The following is a 22,091-nucleotide window of genomic DNA, read 5'->3' on the forward strand; positions in this document are numbered from 1 at the left end:
GCGCACAAGCGCTGCTTAGAGTCAGCGGCATGGGGAGCAAACGCGTGCTGGTCGTGGAGGACGAGCAGACCATCGCCGAGTCGGTGGCCGCCCGTCTGCGCGCCGAGGGATTCACCGTCGAGGTGGCCTCGGACGGGCCGTCCGGGGTGGCCGCCGCGCGGGCGAACCCGCCGGACCTCATCGTGCTGGACGTCATGCTGCCCGGCTTCGACGGGCTGGAGGTGTGCAGGCGGGTGCAGGCCGAGCGCCCGGTTCCCGTCCTGATGCTGACCGCCCGCGACGATGAGACCGACCTGCTCGTCGGGCTCGCCGTCGGCGCCGACGACTACATGACCAAGCCCTTCTCCATCCGCGAGCTGGCCGCGCGCGTCCACGTCCTGCTCCGGCGGGTCGAGCGCGCGGCGAGCACGGCGGCGCCGCTGGTCGTCGGCGACCTGGAGGTCGACCCGGTGCAGCGGCGGGTCCGCCGGGGCGGCGTCGAGGCGCACCTGACCCCGATCGAGTTCGACCTGCTCGCCTACCTGGCCGCCCGGCCGCGCGCGGTGCAGCCCAGGGAGCGGCTGCTCGCCGAGATCTGGAACTGGTCGGACGCGGCGGGCTCGCGCACGGTGGACAGCCACATCAAGGCGCTGCGCCGCAAGCTCGGCGCCGACCTGATCAGGACAGTGCACGGCGTGGGCTACGCCCTGGAGGTGGCGCGGTGAGGCAGCGCCTGGCCGAGGTGCTCGAACTGCTGCCGCGCCCGCTCGACCCGGTGCGCTCCATCAAGGTCAAGATCGGCATCCTGCTGGTGGCCTCCGGCTCGGCGGCACTGGCCTACTTCTGGCTGATGATCGGCTGGATTCCGCCGACGACCTCGATCACCGCCATCATCGGCGCGCTGATCACCTCGCAGATCCTGGCCCACGGCATGACCCGGCCGCTGCGGGAGATGACCGCGGCGGCGCGGGCGATGGCCCGCGGCGACTACTCGCGGCGGGTGCGGGTCACCGCGCGCGACGAGGTCGGCGAGCTGGGCCAGGCGTTCAACCAGATGAGCGCCGAGCTGGCCGACGTCGACCGCACCCGCCGCGAGCTGATCGCGAACGTCTCCCACGAGCTGCGCACCCCGATCGCGGCGTTGCAGGCGGTGCTGGAGAACGTCGTGGACGGGGTCAGCCCGGCGGACCCGTCGACGATGCGGACCGCGCTGGCGCAGACCGAGCGGCTGGGCAGGCTGGTGGCCGAACTGCTGGACCTCTCGCGCGTCGACGCCGGGGTGCACCCGCTGAACGTCGTGGCGCTCGACGTCGAGCCGCTGCTGCGCGAGGTGGTGGCCGAGGCCGAGGTCAACGCCCTGGCCGCGGGCCGCGACGTCTCGTTCGCGGTGGCCGTCTCCCCCGCAGCGGCCGTGGTCAGGGGCGACCGGGAGCGGCTGCACCAGGTGCTGGTGGGGCTGCTGGACAACGCCGTGCGGCACGGGCCCGCTGGCGGGGTCGTACGGGTCTCGGCGGTCGTGGACGGCGGGCTGTGCCTGGAGGTCGCCGACGACGGGCCGGGCATCGCCGCCGGGGAGCGGGATCAGGTGTTCGACCGGTTCAGCCGCGGGGTGCGCGCCTCCGGCGGGGGCACCGGGCTGGGGCTGGCCATCGCCCGGTGGGTGGTGGAGATGCACGGCGGCACCATCGGGGTGGTCGATTCGGCCACCGGGTGCCGGATTCGGGTGACGCTTCCCTGACAGCGCCGCGATCGCGGAATCGCTGTCGAGCACACCGGCCGCCGAACACGCCTGCCTTCAAGTAGGCCTGTCTTCAGGTGCGCCGGCCTTTCGAGCACACCGATAGGGAGTTGGGGTCGATCCATGTCTGAAACCATCGTGGCGCAGGTCGGGGCCGGGCCTCGGGCGGGCGACCGGGAGTGGGTGACGCCCGGTGAGCCCGCCTCCCGGCGGGTGCTGGCCGTCGTCGCGGGCAGCGCGCTGGCGGTCGCGGTGCTGGTGCCGGTGCAGAAGGTGGGCGTGGGCTGGACCGCGGCGGGGGTGGTCATGGCCGCCGCCGTCGTGCTGCTGGCCCGGCCCGAGCTGCGTCCCTCGGCCGAACCGCGGGGGCCCGGCCGGCCGCGGACGGCGCCCGATCCGCTCTACATCGGACTCGCCGTCGCGCTGGCCTCGGCGGGGGCGATCCGGGCGGCGGAGTGGCTGTTCGTGCTGTGCGCGCTGGCCTCGGTGGGGTGCCTGTCGCTGGCGCTCTCCCCCGGGCGCTCGGCGTGGGCGCTGGCGTTCGGTTCGGTCTCCGCGTGGATCGCGGGGTTCCTGGCGCTGCCGTGGCTGTTCGAGGGGAGCAAGACGTTGCGCCGCGAGCGGGGCGGGGCCCGGATCGGGTGGTCGGTCGCCGTCGGTACCGGGCTGCTGCTGGTGTTCGGGGCGCTGTTCGCCTCGGCGGACGCGGCTTTCGCGCGGCTGGTGGAGTCCCTGACGCCGCAGGCGTCCGAAGTGGATGGCACCGGGGTCGTGGTGTTCGGGGTGGCCGCGCTGTTCGTCGGCGGCGTCGCCCACCTCGTCGCCGCGCCGATGCCCGAACCGGACGGGCGGCGGCGGCGCGGGCCGGTCCGCCTCATCGAATGGGCGCTGCCCGTGGGTGTGCTGCTGGGACTGTTCGTGGTCTTCATCGGGGTGCAGGTGGCGGTGCTGTTCGGCGGCGACACCTACGTCAGCTCCGCGGGGATGACCTATGCCGGGTACGCGCGCTCGGGGTTCTGGCAGTTGCTCGTCGTCACCGGGCTGGTGCTCGCCGTCATCGCGGTGGCCGCCCGGGTCGCGCCGGTGGGCACCGGTGCCGAGCGGGCGTGGCTGCGGGTGCTGCTGGGCGGGTTGACCGCGGCGACCCTGGTGGTCGTCGTCTCCGCGATCAGCCGGTTGTGGCTCTACCAGCAGACCTACGGGTTCACGGTGCTGCGGCTGCTCGTCGGCGTCGCCGAGGTGTGGTTGGGACTGGTGTGCCTGATGGTGCTGGCGGCGGGCCGGTCGCTGCGCGCGGCGTGGCTGCCGAAGGCGGTGCTGACCAGCGCGCTGGCCGCGCTGCTGGGCCTCGTGGTCCTCAACCCGGAGCGGTTCGTCGCCGAGTGGAACGTCGACCGCTACGCCGGCACCGGCCGCATCGACACCGGCTACCTCGGCCGCCTCTCGGCCGACGCCGTGCCCGCGCTCGCCGCCCTGCCGGAACCGGTGCGCGCGTGCGTGCTGGCCAACCACAAGATCACAAAGGACCGTCCACTGGAGTGGAACTGGGGCCGCTCCCAGGCGGCCGGACATCTCGCCGCTGTAGGCCACTGCGCCGATGCGCACGGATAAGCGTCTCACTTTCACTCATTCGTGGACAATCTGTGCTTACCATCCCGGCGACGTCGGGAGGCCACGTGACGACGATGGCGATTGTCGGTTTTGGATCGCTGGGAACGGTGTTCGCGCATGCGGCGCGGCAGGTCGGGATCGACCCGGTGGTGTGCGCGCGCAGTCCTCTGCCCGGCCTGGCGCTGCGCATGGACGGCAGGCGCCACCCGGTTCCGGTCCGGGTGCTCACCGACCCCGACGCCGCCACCCCCGCCGACTGGGTGCTGCTGACCACCAAGGCCCATGACTGCGCCTCCACCGCCCCGTGGATGCGCCGCCTGCTGCACTCCGGCAGCACCCTGGTCGTCCTGCAGAACGGCGTGGAGCACGCCGACCACGCCCGCGACCTGATCGGCCCGGCCGCCTTCCTGCCCGGCCTGGTCTACATCGCCGCCGAACGCCTCACCGGCGGCGAGGTCCGCCACCGCCGGGGCCAGGACGTCGTCGTCGCCGCGGGGCCCGCGGGCGCCGCCTTCGCCACCCTGTTCGCGGACTCGGGCCTCACCGTCCACCAGGTGCCCGACTTCACCACCGCGGCCTGGCGCAAACTCCTCGGCAACGCCGCCGCCAACCCCATCACCGCCCTCACCCTGCGCCGCATGGAAGTCATGGACACCAGCGACGTCCGAGACCTGGCCGACCAGGTCCTGCACGAGGCCGCCGCCGTGGGCCGCGCCGCGGGCGCCGACCTCACCCCTGCCGACATCGAGGCCACCCTCGCCTTCTACCAGGGCTTCGACGCCACCGACGGCACCTCGATGCTCTACGACCGCCTGGCGGGCCGTCCCCTGGAGACGGACCCGATCACCGGCGTGATCGTCCGACTCGGCCGGACCCTGGGCGTCCCCACCCCGGTCAACGACATCCTCCGCGTCCTCACCGAAGCCGCCGCACCGGCCTGACCGGTTCCCGCCAGATCACCCCGGCTCGACGGTTGACACGGCAACAGCGCTACCGCCAGTCTGGGAGCGCTCCCAGACAGTTCGAGGACAGGAGTAGGTCGTGCGAGGTCCCCTGCGCAACGCGGCGCTGGCCGCCCTCCTCATCGGCGCCGCCGCCGTCTCCATCCCGCCGTCCCAGGCGGCCCCCACTCCCCCTGCCGCCACCCTCTCGGCCTCCGCCGCCGGCCTGGCTCTCACCGTCGAGACCGCGCAGCTGGCCTTCGGCCTCAACCGGCCGACCGCCATCGCCGCGCCCCACGACGGCTCCAAGCGCCTCTTCATCACCGAGAAGATCGGCCGGGTCCGCGTCTACCACCCCGACACCGGACTGGCCCCCGACCCGCTGATCGACATCTCCGCTGAGGTGAGCGTCAGCGGCAACGAGCGCGGTCTCCTCGGCATCGCCGTCGATCCCGCCGACAACACCCTCTACCTCGCCTACACCCGGATCAGCGACAACGCCGTCACCCTCGCCCGCTACCGCGACGGCGCCCTGGAGGAGGTGCTCACCCAGGAGCACGCCACCTACTCCAACCACAACGGCGGCCAGATCGCCTTCGACAACGACGGCCTGCTGTTCTGGGGCATCGGCGACGGCGGCAGCTCGGGCGACCCGTTCGACGCCGGCCAGCGCCTGGACACCCTGCTGGGCAAGATCCTGCGCCTGGACGTCAGCTGCGAGACCTACTGCGTCCCGGCGGACAACCCGTTCGTCGACACCCCCGGCGCCAGGCCGGAGATCTGGGCGCACGGGCTGCGCAACCCGTGGCGCTTCTCCGTGGACCCGGCCGACAACTCGCTGTGGATCGCCGACGTGGGGCAGGGAACCCTGGAGGAGGTCGACCACCTGCGGGCCGGGGACGGCGGGGCGAACCTCGGGTGGTCGTGCCGGGAGGGCACCGCGGTGTTCGACCCCACCCGCTGCCGCGACGGGGAGACCTATGTGGACCCGGTCTTCACCTACCAGACCTCGGTCGAGGGCTGCGCGGTGATCGGGGGGCCGGTCTACCGGGGCGCGCGCTTCGCCGACATCGCCGACGGGGTGTTCCTGGCCAGCGACTACTGCACCAACCCCGCCTTCGCCATCAAGGCCAACGCCGACGGCTCCTACACCAGCGCGCGCGTCGGCGAGCTGCCGATCCAGCCGACCAGCTTCGGCACCGACGCCGACGGGGAGATCTACCTGGTCAACGACCTGCCCGGCCAGCTGCACAAGGTGAGCTTCCGCTCCACCGCGCAGACCGCGACCTGCACCGTGGCCTACCGGGTGGTGGACCAGTGGGCGGCGAACTTCCGCGCCGAGGTCACCGTCACCAACACCGGGGCCGAGCCGGTCAGCGGGTGGAGCCTGGCGTGGTCCTTCGCCGACGGGCAGCGGGCGGGCACCGCCTGGAACGCCAGGATCAGCCAGCAGGGGCAGGCGGTGACCGCGCGCAACGCCGACTGGAACGCCCAGATCGCGCCGGGCGCGGCGGTGACCTTCGGCTTCCTCGGCACCCGCTCCGGCGACGCCACCGCGCCCGCGGCGTTCACCCTCAACGGCGGCGCCTGCCGATAACCGACTGCGCGCGCCCCCGGTGGCCGGCACCATCGGGGGCGATGCCCACCGAATCCCGCACGGCGCGCGCCGTCGCCGCAGCCTCAGCAGCCGCCCGCGACCTGGGGGTCGAGCACGACGACCCCCAGGTCCTCTACGACGTGTTCTCCGTGGTCGTGCACCTCGCTCCCAGTCCCGTGGTGGTCCGCGTGCCCACCGTCCTGCCGCCGGGCAACCGGCTGGCCGAGCAGGTCGAGCGCCAGCGCGCCGAGCTGGCGGTGACGTCCTGGTTGGCGGGCACCGGGTTCCCGGCGGTCGCGCCGAGCCCGCTGGTCCCGACCGAGCCGGTCGTGCGCGACGGCCTGTCGATGACGTTCTGGCAGTGGGTCGAGACCCTCGACATCGAGCACGACTACCCGGCGCGCATGGCGAAGACGGCCCACCTGCACGCCGCGCTGCTCGACTACCCCGGCGAGCTGCCGTTCATGCTCTCCCTGGACGGTTCCCTCGACGCCAGCCTGGACGTGCTGGCCGAGCGGCCGGACCTGCTGCCCGCCGAGGACGTGGCCCGCGCCCGTGCGGAGTGGGCCGCGCTGCGCCCGGTCGTGACCGACCGCGACCGCTTCGCCGAGGCCCACCCGGGTGTGCCCGTGCAGGTGGTGCACGGGGACGCTCCCGCGTGGAACCTGCTCGACACCACCAGCGGCCAGCTGTTCGCCGACTTCGAGCTGGTCGTGACCGGCCCGGTCGAGTGGGACCTGGCGATGATGCCGCCGGAGGTCGTCGCCTCCTACGACGCCACGGCCGCCGAGCTGGGCCTGCGCACCACCGACCCCGACGTCTTGGCCCTGGTGAACGCCGTGGGCATGCTGCGCGGTGTCGCCTGCATGGCCCTGGTCCCCGAGCTGCCGTCGCTGGCTGAGGACCTCGCGCCGATGCTTGAGCACTGGCGCTCCACACCGGTGGTGGGCTAGACCGACCTCGGTCAGGAGAAGACCAGGCCTTCGCCGTCGACCCTGCCCCTGCGCAGCAGCAGGACGTCCCTCGGGTAGTTCTGGTGCAGCCGCCAGGGCGCGACGTCGCCCTGGCTGGGCAGCGCTGCCCCGGCGCGCTTGACGTAGCCGGACTGCAGATCGATGAACGGCAGCCTGCGCACGGACCCGTCCGGCTCGACCGGGACGACCGTGCGCAGGCCCCGTTCGCGCAGGTGCGCGAGCAGCCTGCACACGTGCTCGGCGACAAGGTCGCACTTGAGGGTCCACGACGCGTTGGTGTAGCCGATCGCGACGGCGAAGTTCGGCACGCCGCTGAGCATCATCCCCTTGTAGGCCACCGTGTCGGCGAAGTCGACGCGCTCGCCGTCCACGGTCACCTCGACACCGCCGAAAGGCAGCACCGACAGGCCGGTGGCGGTCACCACGACGTCGGCGGGCACGGTCTCGCCGGAGGCGAGGTCCACCCCGTCGCGGGAGAGCCCGATCACCTTGTCGGTCACCACGGACGCCTTGCCGGAGCTGATGGCGCGGAAGAGGTCGCCGTCGGGCACGAAGCACACCCGCTGGTCCCACGGCGCGTAGTCCGGGCGGAAGTGCGTGTCGACCGGGTAGCCCTCGGGCAGCTGCTTGCGCGCACCCCAGCGCAGCACCCGGCGGACCAGGTCCGGGAAGCGCCTGCTCAGCCGGTAGAACGCCAACCCGGCGAGCGCGTTCTTCCAGCGCACCGCCGGGTGGGCGAAGCGGGCGGGCAGCACCTTCCTGACCAGGTCGCCGAGCCCGTCGCGGGAGCCGAGCGAGAGCACGTAGCTCGGCGAGCGCTGCACCATCGTCACGTGCGCCGCCGCCTCGGCCATCGCGGGCACCAGGGTCACCGCGGTCGCGCCGCTGCCGATGACGGCGACGCGCTTGCCGGTCCAGTCCAGTTCTGCGGGCCAGTGCTGCGGGTGCACCACCGCGCCGCCGAACTCGGCCAGGCCGGGGAAGTCGGGGGTGTAGCCGGCCTCGTAGCGGTAGTAGCCGGTGCAGGAGAACAGAAACCCGCAGGTCAGCGTCGAGGTCTCGGCACCAGTGTCGATGGTGACGGTCCAGGTGGCCGACGCGCTGTCCCAGGACGCCGCGACGACCTTGCTGTCGAAGCGCACCAGCCGGTCGACGCCGTACTCGCGGGCGGTGTCGCGGATGTACTCGCGGATCGAGGTCCCGTCGGCCAGCACCGCCGAGCCGCGCCACGGCCGGAACGAGTAGCCGAGGGTGAGCATGTCCGAGTCCGAGCGCACCCCCGGGTACCGGAACAGGTCCCAGGTCCCGCCGATGGCCGAGCGCGCCTCGACGATCGCCATGCTCGCCGACGGCAGCCGCCGCCGCAGGTGGCACGCGGCCCCGATGCCCGACAGCCCGGCCCCGACGATCAGCACGTCGACGTGCTCCATACCCGGTCCTCCCCTGGTCGTCCCGGGCGACGCTACCCGCTCGCGCGGCGGGCGACAGCCGCCGACCGCGCGAGCGGGTGGATCACCCGACCAGCCGGTAGGCGTCGATGACGGTCAGCGCGCTCGTGCCCGCGGGCCCGGCCGCCGAGAGCCGCAGCGACACCGATGTCGCCGCGGCCGGGTGGGCGACGGTCACCGACGTCGCGGTCGAGGCCGCGGGCCGCCAGGTCGCGCCGCCGTCGAAGGACACCTCGGCGGTGAGGGCGCTCGGTGCCGATTCCCCGCCGCCGTTGGTGACCAGCGCCACCGGGATCGTCAGCGACTGCCCGGGCACGCCCGCCCCGGTCTCGCCGAGATCGGGGCTGAGCCGGATCGCGGCGAGCGGCAGCGGAGTGGACGTCCCGGGGCTGCTCGCCGAGCGGAAGGTCCAGGACGCCTCGACGCGGGTGCTGGTCGCGAACACCGCACCGCGGTCGGCGGTGACCGTCAGCCCGTACTCGGCGTCCTCGGCCGGTACCCGCACCACCGCAGATCCCGGCTGCTCGGCCGCGCGGACCTCGACGCCGTCCCTGGTGAGCACCGTGCGCCCGCTCGTGTAGGAGGACCAGCCGACGTTGCCCGCGCCGTCCCCGGCGAACGGGATGTTCAGCACCAGGTCGTCGCCGAAGCGCCAGGCGCGGCTCTCGCCGTCGAAGGCGGGCGCGAAGACCGGGGAGTTGACGGTCCGCTCGTAGACGCGCCCCGCGGCCAGGCGCTCGCGCGGGGTGGCCAGGTCGGTGACCGGGTCGGCGCCGCCTTCCTCGTACTCCCAGATCCCGCCGGACCAGGTCGAGCCGGTGGTGACGTGGGAGGTGATCTCGGTGGGCAGGGCGCGGCGGCTGCCGAGGAACAGCATGCCCACCGCGTCGCCGCGGCCGATGGCGACCTCCTCGGCTTGGCGGCGCGGGCCCGACGCGGCGGCCATCGTGCGCACGGTGGCCAGTTCCGCGCGCGGCACCGTGCGGTCCAGGCCGGTGAAGGCGGTGTCGTCGCGGTGCGCGGTCAGGTAGTAGGCGTCATCGGGGGTGGCCCAGTGCGCGCCCGCCATCGCGGCGAGCCCGTCGACGCCCGCCCCCGCGTGCTGGGTGGCCAGCGCGCCGGGGTCGGTCGCGCCGACGCTGACGGTGATGCCGGTGCCGCTGGGGAAGTACACCGCGTAGGTCGCCTGCGCGATGACGAGTTCGGCGGCGGCGTCGGCCGGGGCGAGGCGGATGACCCTGGTCTGGCGGGCGTCGGCGGTCGCGGCGGCGTCGGCCGACAGCGCCAGGACGGGCTGGGCGACGTGGAACAGGCGGGTGCCGGTCGGGCCGATGAGCAGCGTGTCGAGCAGGTAGTCACCCTTGGGCAGGCGGGCGGTGGCGGTGCCGCTGGGGTCGGACAGGAACACCGGGGGGCCGCCCGACTTGTTCATCAGCAGGCCCTCGAAGGACGCGGCGGGCGCGCCGTCGGGGCCGACCGCGCGCAGCGTCAGGTCGTAGCTCTCCACCTCGCGTTCGACGGCGACCGGGGTGCGCACCGCGGGCTCGCCCCCGGACGAGGCGAGGACCGCGCCGCTGTAGAGGCCGTCGGCAGTGCCCGTCGAGGTGTCGCCGGTGACGGTCGCGGTGGCGGTGCCGCCCGCCGGCACGGTGAGCCGGGCCGGGGTCACGGTGAGCAGCCCGTCGGGGGCGGGGGCGCCGTCCGGGCCGACCGCCTCCACGGCGAGGTCGACGGTCAGCGGGGCGTCGCCGTCGTTGCGGTAAGTCAGCTCCCGGGAGACGGGCTCGTCGTCATCGTGCGGCCACTGCTGAGTGCCCAGGCCCAACGAGGTGGGCGAGGTGGTGACGGTCTTGGCCAAGGCGGCGGGCACGTCGACGCGCCCGGAGCCCTGGGTGAAGGCGGTCTCCCCGCCGGTCGGGGCCGCCGAGGCGGTGAGCGCGGACTTGAGCCGCTGCCCCGGCCAGTCCGGGCGGGCCTGGGCCAGCAGGGCGGCCGCGCCCGCGACGTGCGGGGTGGCCATCGACGTGCCCGACAGCGCGATGTAGCCGTCCTCGACGGGCTCGCCGATCACGCCGCCTGCGGACGCCGCGGCGACGATGTCGACGCCGGGGCCGGTGATGTCGGGTTTGATACCGCCGTCGCCGAGGCGGGGGCCGCGGCTGGAGAACGGCGCGACGGCGTCGGCGCGGTCGACCGCGCCGACGGTGAGCGCGGCGTCGGCGCTGCCGGGCGAGGCGACCGAGCGCGGTCCGGGCCCGGAGTTGCCCGCGGCGATGACGAACAGCGCGCCGTGCTCGGCCGAGAGCGCCTCGACCGCGGCCTCCAGCGGGTCGGTGTCGGGGGTGTCGGCCCCACCGAGGCTGAGGTTGACGATGTCGGCGCCCTGCGCGACCGCCCACTCCATGCCCGCCAGCACCCAGGACTCCTGGCCGGACCCGGTCGCGTCGAGCACCTTGGCGTCGAGGATGTCCGCGCCCGGGGCGACGCCGCGGTAGCGCCCGCCCTCCCCGGCGATGATCGAGGCGACGTGGGTGCCGTGGCCGAAGGCGTCGGTGGCGTCGGCGTCGGCGGTGAAGTTGCGCTCGGCGCTCTGCCGCCCGGCCAGGTCGGGGTGGGTCTCATCGACGCCGGTGTCCAGGACGGCGACGGTGACGCCCGCCCCGCTCAGCCCGTCGGCCCAGGCCTCGGGCGCGCCGATCTGGGCGGTGCTGCGCTCCAGCAGCGCGGTCCGCTTGCCGTCGAGCCAGACCTGTCCCGCCGCGGCGATCGCGGGCCAGGCGGCCGCCAGGTCGGCCTTGACCGCGGTGGCGGCGCGCAGGCCCAGGCGGGGCAGCTCGGCGGTGGTGCGCAGGGCTGGGGTGGGGGCGTCGGTGATGAGCGGCAGGTCGGCGCGGCGGTCGTCGTCGTAGCCCGCGTCGATGAGCGCGGCGACGTCGAAGAGGCGCCGGTCGAGGCGGCCCTCGGCAATCGGGCGCACGGCGTCGGCGGGGGTGACGTAGAGGTGCTCGCCGACGCGGCGGGTGGCGTGGGCGATGTGCTCGCGGCCCTCGGCGGGGCGCACCAGCACCTCCCCGCCCCGGACGTGGACGCGGTCACCGGTGATCAGGGTGACGGTGTGGGTTGGGCCGGTGTGGGTTGGGCCGGTCTCGGCGCGGCTTTGCGCGCTCGCGTGGGGGGTCAGGGGCAGGGCGGCGAGGAGGGACGCGGCGACGACCACCGCGGTCCGCTTGGCGGAATGCACGACTGGCGCACCTCCGGTCATGTGGGCACTAAGGTCCACCACCGGGCGAATCGCCGACATTCCCCTGATAGCGGGTCGAACGTAACCGCGGCTCACCAGACGACACAACGGTGCGTTGGGAAATCACCCACTTGTTCCAGGGCGAACAGCGTGCTCGGCCACCCTGCGCGACGGCTCAGCCGCGACGCCACCAGCGTCGCGGGGCGGGCGCGGGCTCCGGTTCCGCCTCGGCCTTCGCCTCCGCCAGTCGCCGCAGCAGGGCCGCGCGGTCGGTGTGCCAGCCCGCGACGATCTGGTCGGGGTCGACGAAGCGCACCAGCACGGTGGGGCCGGTGTGGGTGCGCAGGCAGGCGTCGATGCGCTCGTTCAGCTCGCCGACCAGAGCGCGGACCCGCTCCTCGGTGGGCAGCGCCGCCGCGGCGGCGGGCAGCAGCTCGACCTCCTTGCGCAGCCGCAGCCCCTCGGGCAGCAGCGCGCCGGTCTCCAGCTCCTCGCGCTTGATGAACTCCTTGAGCCACCACATGTCGTCCTCGTGGTGGCGCAGCGGCTTGCCCGCGCCGGGCAGGTCCGCGAACTCGCCACGGTCGTGCGCCGCCCTGATCTGGGCGTCGATCCAGGACTCGAAGGAGACGTTCGCGGGCTTGCGCTCGGTCATGACCCCAGGCTACCGAGGGTCGGGACGGTGCACCCACGAGTCGAAGGCCAGCACCAACAGGGCCAGCACCAGGAACACGATCCCGATCGAGGCGACACCCTCGATGATCAGGATGCCCGCGGCGATCAGCAGCGGCACGACGGCGAAGAGGCAGAACAGGTCGATCGGGCCGAACCCGACGAGCGGCCGCGCGGGTCGGTCGCGGTGGTCTGAGCTGGGCACGACCGGCAGCCTAGTGCAGCGCCGGGCGGCCCACCCGCGGCGGTGGCGGCCCGCCGCGCACCGGTGACTACTGGCCAGTAGATTGCCGGGGTGAGCGCAGACCCCTCGCGGCGCCCGTTCGGCTCGCGGCTGCTCGGACCGGCGGGCGAGGACCGGGCCGCCCTGCGCAGGCGGGTGCAGGTCCTGCTGACGGTGACGCTGGTGGTCGCCAACCTGATCGGCGCGGCGGTGGTGGCGCTGCTGTCCACGGTGGTGCTGCCCGGTCCGCGCCCGGACGGGCGCACCGCCCTGGTGACCGCGATCGCCGTGCCCGCCTACGTCGTCGCGGCCATCGCCGTGGGCGCGGTGTGGGGAACCCGCTGGGCGCTGCGCGACCTGCGCTGGGCTCTCGGCGGAGCCCCCGAGGCAGCAGCGGGCGAGGAGGAGACCGCCCGCCGGGCAGCCCTGCGCGTGCCGCTGAACCTGACCCTCATGCAGGCCAGCCTGTGGGGCGTCGCCACCGCGCTGTTCACCATCCTCATCGGACTGCTCCAGCCGGACCAGGTCTACACCGTCGGGTTCACCGTCAGCTTCGCCGGGATCGTGGTGTGCGCCAACGCCTACCTGCTCAGCGAGTTCGCGCTGCGGCCGGTCTCGGCGCTGGCGCTCTCGGGCAGCCCGCCGTCGCGGGTGGGCGGCGCGGGCGTGCTGGTGCGCACCCTGCTGTTCTGGGCGCTGGGCACCGGCGTGCCGGTGGCCGGGCTGGTCGTGGTGGCCATCTTCGCGATGGTGCGCGACTACACGACCACCCAGCTCGCGGTGACCGTCCTCGTCCTCGGCGTGATCGCGCTGGCCATCGGGCTGCTGGTCATGGTGTTCAGCGCGCGCAACACCGTCGCGCCCATCCAGTCGGTCCGGGCGGGCATGGACCGCGTGCAGCGCGGCGACCTGGCCGCCGAGGTCCCCGTCTACGACGGCACCGAGCTGGGGATGCTGCAGGCCGGGTTCAACCGCATGGTCGCCGGGCTGCGCGAGCGCGAGCGGATCAGGGACCTCTTCGGCCGCCACGTCGGCCAGGAGGTCGCCGACGTGGCGGTCGCAGGCGGCGCGGACCGGCTGGGCGGCGAGGTCCACGAGGTGGCCGTGGTGTTCGTCGACATCGTCGGCTCGACCGCGCTGGCCGCGACCCGGCCGCCGACGGAGGTCGTGGACCTGCTCAACCGGTTCTTCGCCGTCGTGGTGGACGAGGTCCACGCCCACGGCGGGTTCGTCAACAAGTTCATGGGCGACGCCGCGCTGGCGGTCTTCGGCGCGCCAGCGGCGGTGGAGGGCGCGGCCGGACGCGCGCTGGCGGCGGCGCGGGCGATCGCCGCCCGGCTGCCCGGCGAGGTGCCCGAGTGCCCGGCCGGGGTCGGGGTCTCGGCGGGACCGGCGGTGGCGGGCAACGTCGGGGCGGCGCGGCGCTTCGAGTACACCGTCATCGGGGACCCGGTCAACGAGGCGGCGCGGCTGACCGAGCTGGCCAAGTCGCTGCCCGGGGCGCTGGCCGCCTCCGGGGATGTCCTCGCCGCCGCCTCGGCCGGCGAGCGGGCGCTCTGGCGCCCCCACGACGCGCTCACCCTGCGCGGGCGCACCCGCGAGACCGCCGTGCACGTGCTCGGCCTGCGAGGATGAGCCGGTGCCAGTCCTGACCGAGCCCGCCCTGCCGCCCGGCGCGCTGAGCGGGCGCGCCCAGCCGACCCTGCCCCAGCCGTGCGGGCTCGTCCTGCGCCCGTGGCGCGCCGACGACGCCGCGGCGGTCAAGGACGCCTTCGACTGCCCGCAGATCCAGCGCTGGCACGTGCGCCGCATGGACTCCTTGGACGAGGCGGCGGTGTGGGCGGAGGCGTGGTCGCTGCGCTGGCGGGCCGAGGCCGACGCCAGCTGGGCCGTCGTCGGCGGCGACGACGAGCTTCTCGGCCAGGTCGGGCTGCGCTCGGTGGACCTGGTGGAGGGCTCGGCGAGCCTGTCGTACTGGACGGCCCCGCGCGCCCGCGGCGCGGGCGCGGCCGCCCGCGCGACCAGGGCGCTGCTCCGCTGGAGCCTTCAGGACCTCGGCCTGCACCGCGTCTTCGCCGAGCACTCCACCGCCAACCCCGCCTCCTGCCGGACGGCCGTCCGGGCGGGCCTGCGCCCCGAGGGCACCCGGCGGGGCGCGGCGCTGCACGCCGACGGCTGGCACGACATGCATGTGCACTCCCGCCTGCGCACCGACGCCTGGGTGTGAGCCCTCAGGCGCGGCGCAGGGTGAGCAGGCTGATCTCGCTGGGCGCGAACACCCGGAACGGCGGACCCCAGAAGCCCGCTCCCCTGCTGGTGTAGATCCAGGTGCGCCCGCCCGCCTTGGCCAGGCCCTGCAGGTGCGGCTGGTCGGTGCGCACCATCCAGTGGAACGGCCAGATCTGGCCGCCGTGGGTGTGCCCGGAGATCTGCAGGTCGACCCCGTGCGCGACGGCGTCGGCGACCTGCTTGGGCTGGTGGGCGACCAGCAGCACCGGCAGGTCGGGGTCGGCGCCCGCCAGGGCGGCGGCCAGGTCCTCGCCGTGGCCGTCGATGCCGGCGTGCGCGGCGGTGCGGTCGTCCACACCGGCCACGACGAGCCTGTCCCCGCCGCGCTCGATCACCCGGTGGGTGTTGTGCAGGTGCTCCCAGCCGAGTTCGGCCATGTGCTCGACCCACGACGGCGCGCCGCTGTAGTACTCGTGGTTGCCGGTGACGTAGACCTTGGCGTGCTTGGCTTTCAGCGGCCCCATGTGCTCGGACTGGGCGCGGCGGCGCTCGACCGGGCCGTCGGCGATGTCACCGGCGTGCACCAGCACGTCCGGCTCCAGCGCCGCGACTGCCGCCATCGTGCGCCGCGACCAGCGCGCGCGGTCCAGCGGGCCGAAGTGCGTGTCGGCCAGCACGGCGACGGTGAGCCCGTCCAGGCCCGGCCCGAGGCGCTCGATCGGCACCGCGGTGCGGCGCACCCTGGGCACGCGCATCGCCTCGACGTAGCCCCAGGCCAGGGCGCTCACGGCGACGAGCACCGTCGCGGCGGCGACCGCGCGCGAGCGCAGCGGGTCCTCGACGCCCGCGACGGCCAGGACCAGCTCGACGGCCTGGCCGAGCAGGGTGGTGCTGAAGAACACCCAGGACACTCCGAGCAGGGTGCTGCCCACCACCGACCCGCGGTCGGAGTCGCGCCCGTGCCCGGTGACCATGCCCACCGGCATGGCGACCGCGCCGGCGAGGAACACCACCGACCCCGCGGCGAGCAGCCACCCCGGCCAGTCCTGCCCACCGGCGACGAGCGCCCACCAGGGCACGCCGAACAACAGGGCCACCATCACGACCAGCACGGCCGCGAAGGGTGCCCGCAGCGCTCCCCGGCTCTTGCGGACGGGCGCTTCCTCAGTGCTCACCATCAGCCACTCCCACTCAACTCCGGTTCGAGTGTAGGCGTCACTGAGCGCTACCGCCGCCGACCAAGATCGCTGGCATCGGGATTCGCAGGCTTCGCGGTTCGCGGGCCGGGAGTGACCCCGCCCGCACGACGCGACCACCCTCGTTTCCGCGCGCGACACGGCCGCCGGTGGGGTCGCCACCGGCGGCCGTGTCGTGCGGACGGGACTATCCGCAGGCCGAGCCGTTCACCGTGAAGGCGCTCGGGTTCGGGTTGGTGCCGGGGTGGCTGCCGTTGAAGCCGACGCTGATCGACTGGCCGGGGCGGACCGCTCCGTTCCAGGCCAGGTTCTTGGCCGTGACCTTCTTGCCCGACTGGGCCCAGGTCGCCGACCAGCCGTGGGTCAGCTTCTGGTCACCGGGGAAGGCGAAGTCCAGTGTCCAGTTGCTCCACGCCGTGGTGCCGGAGTTGGTCAGGGTCACCGAGGCGGTGAAGCCCTTGTCCCACGAGTGGGCGGTGTAGACCACCGTGCAGCCGCTCGCGCCGCCGGTGGTGCGCGCGGTGACCTTGGCCGAGTGCGGGGACATCTGGCCCGCGGTGTCCTTGGCGCGCACCGCGTAGGTGTACTCGGTGTTGGGGGTCAGGCCCGACAGCGTCGCCGTCGTGCCGGTCACCGACGCCGCGACGGAGATCGCGTCGCCCTGGAAGCGCAGCACGTCGTAGCCCGCGACGCCGTTGTCGTCGGTCGACGCCGTCCAGGTCAGCTTGACGCTGGTGGCGGTGACGTCGGAGGCGACCGGGGTGCCGGGGACCGTCGGCGGGGTGTCCTGCGGCGGCGCGGCCTCGGCGTTCTCCGCGGCCCAGCCCGCGAGCCAGGCGAACGCGGAGTTCCAGTTGACGGTGATCTCGTTGACCGACCACGCCTCAATGTGGTCGATGAAGCACTTCTGCGGCGCGCAGCCGGGCAGCAGGCGCGCGGCGATCGGGTCCTGCAGGCCGGTGTTGGGCCCGCCGGAGAGGATTCCGGGCGGGGCGGTCGGGGTGCTGGGGTCGAGCTGGTTGGCCCAGGTCCGGTGGTGCGGGTTGCGGACGGGGTTGTCGCCGTAGCCGGTGACGTAGGAGGTGTCCATCGGGTTGCGGCCCAGCAGGTAGGTCAACGCCTCGAAGACGCCGTCGCGGTAGCGCGCCTCGCCGGTGAGGTCGTGGGCGAGGGCGATGATGACGCCGTTGTTGGCGATGAGGCCGTTGGAGCCCCACACGTAGTCGCCGGTGGGCTCCTCGTACGGCGCCGGGTAGCCCTGGGTCGCCATGTTCGCCAGGTGCGCGTCGGCGGTGTCGGTGATGGCCGACTCGATCGAGGCGAGGTCGGCGGCGGGCAGGTCGGTGTCCACCACCGTGAGGGTGATGTCGCCGAGGGGGCCGGTGCCGCCCCAGTCGAAGCCCCGGGTGGTGATGCTGGTGCCCTTGTAGTGCTCGGAACCGGTGACGTCGGCGCGGTAGCCCGCCTCGCCGGTGGTCGCGAACAGTTCGGCCGCGGCCCAGTAGAACTCGTCGGTGACGACGTTGTCGTTGTACGGGCCGCCGCCGGTGCCGTCGTTGGGGTCGGCCAGCTTGACCGGGTTGGTCTTGGCGGTGCTGTAGGCGGTGCGGGCCGCGGCCAGGGCGCGGGCGGAGAAGGCCGGGTCGATGTCGGCCCACAGGCGCGCGGCCTGCGCCGCGACGGCGGCCATGTTGAGGGTGGCAGCCGTCGACACCGGCGCCAGGTACCGGGCGCGGTCGTCCTGGTGCGGCAGCATCGGCAGCCCGGTCCACGACTCGTCGTGCATCTTGTGGTGTACCCAGCCCGCGTTCACGCTGCCCGCGGGGGCCTGCATGCTCAGCAGGAACTCGACCTCCCAGCGGGCCTCGTCGAGCAGGTCGGCCACGCCGTTGTCGTTCTCCGGGATAGCCAGGCTGCCGTCGCCGAAGGCGTCGGCGTCACCGAAGGCCGCCGAGCGCTCGTAGAGGTTGAGCAGCTGCCAGACGGAGATGCCGCCGTTGACCACGTACTTGCCGTGGTCGCCTGCGTCGTACCAGCCGCCGCTGACGTCGAGGCTGTAGGAGCAGCCGGTGTTCGGACGGCACGGGACCGAGGTGTCGCCCTTGTTCGGGGCGACGCCGATGTGCCCGGCGGGCCGGGCGTACTCCTCGCCCACGTACTGCGCCTCGATCTCGATGCCGCTGCGCTGGTGGTAGAAGAACGACAGCGACGCCTCGCGCAGCGACTGGATCTGCTCGACGCCGATGTCGAAGGGCGCGCTCACGTCCTCGCCGACGGCGATGGTGTACCCGGCGCCGGGGGTCTCGTAGGCGGAGAAGTCGATGGTGTGCACCGATTCCCCGGCCAGCGCGTCATCGCCGATCACCCTGGTCTGCCCGGTGGCGACCGAGGCGCCCGCGGCGTCGCGCAGCGTCCAGGTCAGCGGCGTGGCCGAGTCGGAGGTGACGCTGGCCCGCTTGGCCGCGCTCGGCACGTAGGCGACCTGGTTGACCTTGACGGCTGGCACCGGGTCCGGAGCGCCGCCGGGCGGGATGACGCCGCCGACGAGGGAGACGTTGTCGATGCAGACGGTGTTGGCCGCGGCCTGCCCGCCGAGGTGGAAGGTGACCTGCCCGGGTCCGGCCTCCGGGAAGTCCAGTTCGGAGGTGAAGGTGAAGGTGAAGGTCTGCTTCTGGGTCGTCAGATCGAAGGTGCGGCGGGCGATCTCGCGGTAGGGCGCGACGCCCTCGCCCGCGCCCGCGCCGACCGGCTGCGGGGTCGTGGCGTGCGCGTCGAAGGTCAGGGTGTAGGACTGGCCCGCCTCGAAGGGCACGCCGTTCTGACCGATGAGGGCGTCCCACGGGTTGGCGGTGCCGCCGGGCACCTGCGTGCAGAACTCGCCGTTGACGACGCGGCCGGTGGTGCCGGTGCCGTTCCAGAACGGGTCAGGGGTGGCGCCTGCGAACTGCCCGCCCACGACCCGCTCGTACGGCGGGTCGGCGAAAGCGGGCAGCGTCGTCACGGTGGTCACGACCGCGCTCGCGACGAGGGCCGCCGCCCCCGCGATCCCGACCCGCCGCACCAGGCGCGATCTGGGCCTCTTGCTCGACAGCATCGACGGTTACTCCTTGCCTCGCGGCACAGCGGCGTGCCGCACCGCCGGCGGCCGGCGGCGTGGTGAACAGGGCTTGGGAGCGCTCCCAGTTCCGGAGCATAAGCCCCACGTCCGCATCGGTAAAGAGCCGATTACCGCCCGCAGTCCCGCAGCAGGGCCACCACCTGGGCCACCCTCGGGTCCGCCAGCAGCTCCTCGACGTCGCGGTCCAGCGGGATGCGCCAGTTCGGGTACTCATCGATCGTGCCCGGCAGGTTCGGCTGGCGGGGATCGCCGAGCACGTCGGTGGGCGCCACCAGGACCAGGTCGCACGGGGTGGTCGCGAGCAGGCGGTGCAGGGCCAGGACCGGGTCCCCGCCGGGCTCCAGCAGGCCCTCGTCGGCCAGCAGGCGCAGCAGCGCCGCCCGCTCGCCCTCGGCCCGCTCGGCCTCGCCCTCCGGGTCGTCCAGCAGACCGAGCCCGGCGCGGACCCGGACGTGCTCACCGGAGAGGAAGCCCGCCGCCGTCGGCAGGTCGTGGGTGGACAGCGTCGCCACCGCGCGCCGCGACCACCGGGCGGGCGGGGTCGGCGCGCCGTCGCCGTCGCGCTCGAACCACGCCACCGCGCAGCCCAGCGCGCCGCGCTCGCGCAACTCCCGCGACACCTCCTCCGGAACCGTGCCCAGGTCCTCCCCCACCACCACCGCCCCGGCCCGCTCGGCCTCCAGCGCGAGCACGCCGAGCATGGCCGCGCCGTCATAGCGCACATAGGTCCCGCGGTCGGCGGACTCGCCCGGCGGAATCCACCACAGCCGCCACAGCCCGGCGACGTGGTCGACCCGGATGCCGTCGCCGTGGGCGAGCACGGCCCTGACCATGTCCCGCAACGGCGCGTACCCGGCCGCGGCGAGGCGGTCCGGGCGCAGCGGCGGCAGCGCCCAGTCCTGGCCCTTGGGGCTGAACGCGTCCGGCGGCGCGCCCACGGTGACCCCGGCGGCCAGCACGTCCTGCAGCGCCCACGCGTCCGCGCCGCCCGGGTCCACCCCGACGGGCAGGTCGTGCAGCACCCCGACGGACATGCCGCCGGCCGCGGCGTGCGCGGCGGCCAGCTGCGCGGCGCACTGCCGCTGCACCCACACGTGGAAGGCGACCCGCTCGGCCAGCTCCCGGCGCGCGGCGGCGACCTCGGGCGCGTCGGGCCTGCGCAGCGCGGCGGGCCAGCGCCGCCAGTCGCCGCCGTGGTGCTCGGCGAGCGCGCAGAACGTGGCGAACTCGACCAGCGCCGGATCAGCCAGCGCCAGATCAGCCTCGGCCACCGAGTTCGCGGGGGCGAGCAGGGCCAGCGCCGCGGACTTGGCCCGCCACACCGCCGGGTAATCGATCAGCTCGCCACCGCGGTCGGGGCGCAGCGCGAGCACCGCGGCGCGGGTGTCCGGGTCCGCCGCGGCGAAGGCGTCGGTCTCGGTGATCGACAGCAGCAGCGGGTTGTGGAAGCGCCTGCTCGACGGCGAGTACGGCGAGCGCTCCACCGGCTCGGTCGGCGTGATCGCCCCGACCGGGCTCACCAGCACCGCCCCCGCACCGTGCGCGGCGACGCCCCCGGTGAAGGCGCGCAGGTCCGCGTAGTCCCCGATGCCCCAGGAGCCGCGCGAGCGCAGCGCGTACAGCTGCACCATCCACCCCCACGAGCGGCGCACGGCGGCCAGGCTCTCCGGGGTGACCGCCAGCGGCGTCTCGCCTGCCTCGCCGCGCAGCCGGTGCCAGCCCAGCGGCACGTCGGCGGGCAGCACGCCATCGACCGGCAGGCTGCCGCCGTGCTCCAGCAGCAGCTCACCGCGGCCGAGATCCACCCGCGCCCCGCGCTTGATCACCGTCGGCACCCGCACGGGCGGCACCGCGGGGTCGCCGGGGGCGGCGCCGAGCTGGGCGAGGACGGCGACGACGACATCGGGGTCGACCTCGTGCCAGCGCCCCGCGCCGTCCTCGTACCCCGTGGCGACACCGTAGGCTGAGGCGAGGTCGGCCAGATCTGAAGTGATCACGGTGCCACCGTAAGGACTCCGCAGGGCCTGCGCACTGCGGCGACACCGAGGAGGCGCCGTGCGCGTCACGATCGCCGAGATCGCCCGGCGCGCACGGGTCTCCAAGACCACCGTCTCCCGCGTGCTCAACAACAAGGACGACGTCGACGCGGCCACCGCCATCCGGGTACGGGAGATCATCGCCGCCACCGGCTACACCCCCAGCGCCCGCGCCGTCGGCCTGGCGCGGGGCCGCACCCAGACCGTCGGCATGTTCGTGCCCGGCCTGACCTGGCCGTGGATGGGCGAAGTGCTCCAGGGCGTCGCCGACGTGCTGGAGTCCCACGGCTACGGCCTGCTGCTCAACACCATGAACCGCGGCGAGGAGTCGCTGGCCCAGTTCTCCCGCCACGTCAGCGCGAAGGCCTTCGACGGGCTGCTGCTGGTCGCCCCGCCGGGCACCCTGGACTACATCACCGGCCTGCACGAGTCCGGACTGCCGGTGGTGATGGTCGACGACCGCGGCCACAACCCCGGCTTCCCGTCGGTGGCCACCGACAACGCCGTCGGCGCCGCCGCTGCCGCCGAGCACCTCATCGGCCTCGGCCGCGAGCGCCTGGCCGTCGTCACCGGGCCCGCCGAGTTCGGCTGCACCCGCGACCGCATGGCGGGCTTCGCCGCCACACTGGCCGAGCACGGCCTGCCGCTGCACGGGGACCTGGTCACCGAGGGCGACTTCACCCGCGACGGCGGCCGCGTGGCCGTCGCGGCGCTGCTGGCGGCGGGAGCGCGCTTCGACGGCGTGTTCGCCCACAACGACCTGACCGCGGTCGGCGTGCTCGACGCGCTGCGCGCGGCGGACCTGAAAGTGCCGACCGACGTCGCCGTGGTCGGCTTCGACGACATCGCGGTCGCGGGCCACACCCAGCCCGCGCTCACCACCGTCCGCCAGCCCTCGCGGGAGATGGGCGAGGCGGCGGCCCGGCTGCTGCTCGCCCTGCTCGACGGCGAGCCCGCCCCGGCCGAGCCCGTCGTGCTCCCCACCTCCCTCGTCGTGCGGGAGTCGGCGCCCTGAGATCTTGACTCGGGCCCGAGCGCTGCCGTTGAATGCCTGGTGGAACCGGTTCCGGAACCGGTGTCACCGAGGC

16 protein-coding genes are annotated in these 22,091 nt (G+C 74.3%); 9 read left to right on the forward strand and 7 right to left on the reverse strand.

What is annotated here, in order from left to right; all coding sequences use genetic code 11:
- Positions 1-29 precede the first annotated feature (29 nt).
- From ACFPM7_RS22170 to ACFPM7_RS22195, 6 genes are all read left to right on the forward strand, one after another.
- Positions 30-704, forward strand: coding sequence for a response regulator transcription factor (locus ACFPM7_RS22170; protein ID WP_378249618.1), 675 nt, complete (start codon positions 30-32; stop codon positions 702-704).
- Complete coding sequence (locus ACFPM7_RS22175; protein WP_378249619.1) at positions 701-1,717, forward strand: HAMP domain-containing sensor histidine kinase; 1,017 nt, start codon at positions 701-703, stop codon at positions 1,715-1,717. Before ACFPM7_RS22170 ends, ACFPM7_RS22175 begins: the two co-directional genes overlap by 4 nt.
- 123 nt (positions 1,718-1,840) lie before the next feature.
- Entirely contained in the window at positions 1,841-3,328 is a 1,488-nt protein-coding gene (locus tag ACFPM7_RS22180) for a DUF4153 domain-containing protein (protein WP_378249620.1), read from the forward strand.
- Between the two features lie 74 nt (positions 3,329-3,402).
- Positions 3,403-4,269 carry a 2-dehydropantoate 2-reductase gene (locus ACFPM7_RS22185; protein ID WP_378249688.1) on the forward strand — a complete coding sequence of 289 codons (867 nt, stop codon included), beginning with the start codon at positions 3,403-3,405 and terminating at the stop codon, positions 4,267-4,269.
- Positions 4,270-4,369: 100 nt separating this feature from the next.
- On the forward strand, positions 4,370-5,866 hold the full coding sequence (locus tag ACFPM7_RS22190) for a PQQ-dependent sugar dehydrogenase (RefSeq protein WP_378249621.1): 1,497 nt from the start codon (positions 4,370-4,372) through the stop codon (positions 5,864-5,866).
- 41 nt (positions 5,867-5,907) lie between these two features.
- Complete coding sequence (locus ACFPM7_RS22195; protein ID WP_378249622.1) at positions 5,908-6,819, forward strand: phosphotransferase; 912 nt, start codon at positions 5,908-5,910, stop codon at positions 6,817-6,819.
- A gap of 11 nt (positions 6,820-6,830) precedes the next feature.
- Here the strand turns inward: ACFPM7_RS22195 and ACFPM7_RS22200 are convergent, their stop codons facing one another.
- From ACFPM7_RS22200 to ACFPM7_RS22215, 4 genes are all read right to left on the reverse strand, one after another.
- Entirely contained in the window at positions 6,831-8,270 is a 1,440-nt protein-coding gene (locus ACFPM7_RS22200; protein ID WP_378249623.1) for a flavin-containing monooxygenase, read from the reverse strand.
- An 82-nt stretch (positions 8,271-8,352) separates the two neighbouring features.
- Positions 8,353-11,529 (reverse strand): S8 family serine peptidase, encoded by a 3,177-nt coding sequence (locus tag ACFPM7_RS22205; protein ID WP_378249624.1) that lies wholly within the window; start codon positions 11,527-11,529, stop codon positions 8,353-8,355.
- A gap of 175 nt (positions 11,530-11,704) precedes the next feature.
- Entirely contained in the window at positions 11,705-12,184 is a 480-nt protein-coding gene (locus ACFPM7_RS22210) for a DnaJ family domain-containing protein (protein WP_378249625.1), read from the reverse strand.
- Positions 12,185-12,193: 9 nt separating this feature from the next.
- Positions 12,194-12,406 (reverse strand): hypothetical protein, encoded by a 213-nt coding sequence (locus ACFPM7_RS22215; RefSeq protein ID WP_378249626.1) that lies wholly within the window; start codon positions 12,404-12,406, stop codon positions 12,194-12,196.
- Positions 12,407-12,496: 90 nt separating this feature from the next.
- Here ACFPM7_RS22215 and ACFPM7_RS22220 point away from each other — a divergent pair, with 90 nt between their 5' ends.
- Positions 12,497-14,059, forward strand: coding sequence for an adenylate/guanylate cyclase domain-containing protein (locus ACFPM7_RS22220; protein ID WP_378249627.1), 1,563 nt, complete (start codon positions 12,497-12,499; stop codon positions 14,057-14,059).
- 4 nt (positions 14,060-14,063) lie between these two features.
- Complete coding sequence (locus ACFPM7_RS22225) at positions 14,064-14,651, forward strand: GNAT family N-acetyltransferase (RefSeq protein WP_378249628.1); 588 nt, start codon at positions 14,064-14,066, stop codon at positions 14,649-14,651.
- 4 nt (positions 14,652-14,655) lie between these two features.
- On the opposite strand, the gene ACFPM7_RS22230 is transcribed toward ACFPM7_RS22225, so the two are convergent.
- The 3 genes from ACFPM7_RS22230 to malQ all read right to left on the reverse strand — a co-directional run bounded on the left by ACFPM7_RS22230 (position 14,656) and on the right by malQ (position 20,961).
- Positions 14,656-15,831: a metallophosphoesterase gene (locus ACFPM7_RS22230; protein WP_378249629.1), complete on the reverse strand. Its 1,176-nt coding sequence runs from the start codon at positions 15,829-15,831 to the stop codon at positions 14,656-14,658.
- Between the two features lie 205 nt (positions 15,832-16,036).
- Positions 16,037-18,943: a glycoside hydrolase family 9 protein gene (locus ACFPM7_RS22235; protein WP_378249630.1), complete on the reverse strand. Its 2,907-nt coding sequence runs from the start codon at positions 18,941-18,943 to the stop codon at positions 16,037-16,039.
- A 131-nt stretch (positions 18,944-19,074) separates the two neighbouring features.
- On the reverse strand, positions 19,075-20,961 hold the full coding sequence (malQ, locus tag ACFPM7_RS22240; protein WP_378249689.1) for a 4-alpha-glucanotransferase: 1,887 nt from the start codon (positions 20,959-20,961) through the stop codon (positions 19,075-19,077).
- 61 nt (positions 20,962-21,022) lie between these two features.
- Between malQ and ACFPM7_RS22245 the strand changes: the two genes are divergently transcribed.
- Positions 21,023-22,018 (forward strand): LacI family DNA-binding transcriptional regulator, encoded by a 996-nt coding sequence (locus ACFPM7_RS22245; RefSeq protein WP_378249631.1) that lies wholly within the window; start codon positions 21,023-21,025, stop codon positions 22,016-22,018.
- Positions 22,019-22,091 lie beyond the last annotated feature (73 nt).

Source organism: Actinokineospora guangxiensis (genome assembly GCF_042657845.1).
Taxonomy (GTDB): Bacteria; Actinomycetota; Actinomycetes; order Mycobacteriales; family Pseudonocardiaceae; genus Actinokineospora; species Actinokineospora guangxiensis.

What these genes read in the sequence shown, in the direction of transcription:
- ACFPM7_RS22170 (WP_378249618.1), top strand. Translation starts at nt 30, where the DNA reads ATGGGGAGCAAACGCGTGCTGGTCGTGGAGGACGAGCAGACCATCGCC.
- ACFPM7_RS22180 (WP_378249620.1), top strand. Translation starts at nt 1,841, where the DNA reads ATGTCTGAAACCATCGTGGCGCAGGTCGGGGCCGGGCCTCGGGCGGGC.
- ACFPM7_RS22185 (WP_378249688.1), top strand. Translation starts at nt 3,403, where the DNA reads ATGGCGATTGTCGGTTTTGGATCGCTGGGAACGGTGTTCGCGCATGCG.
- ACFPM7_RS22195 (WP_378249622.1), top strand. Translation starts at nt 5,908, where the DNA reads ATGCCCACCGAATCCCGCACGGCGCGCGCCGTCGCCGCAGCCTCAGCA.
- ACFPM7_RS22200 (WP_378249623.1), bottom strand. Translation starts at nt 8,270, where the DNA reads ATGGAGCACGTCGACGTGCTGATCGTCGGGGCCGGGCTGTCGGGCATC.
- ACFPM7_RS22210 (WP_378249625.1), bottom strand. Translation starts at nt 12,184, where the DNA reads ATGACCGAGCGCAAGCCCGCGAACGTCTCCTTCGAGTCCTGGATCGAC.
- ACFPM7_RS22230 (WP_378249629.1), bottom strand. Translation starts at nt 15,831, where the DNA reads ATGGTGAGCACTGAGGAAGCGCCCGTCCGCAAGAGCCGGGGAGCGCTG.
- ACFPM7_RS22235 (WP_378249630.1), bottom strand. Translation starts at nt 18,943, where the DNA reads ATGCTGTCGAGCAAGAGGCCCAGATCGCGCCTGGTGCGGCGGGTCGGG.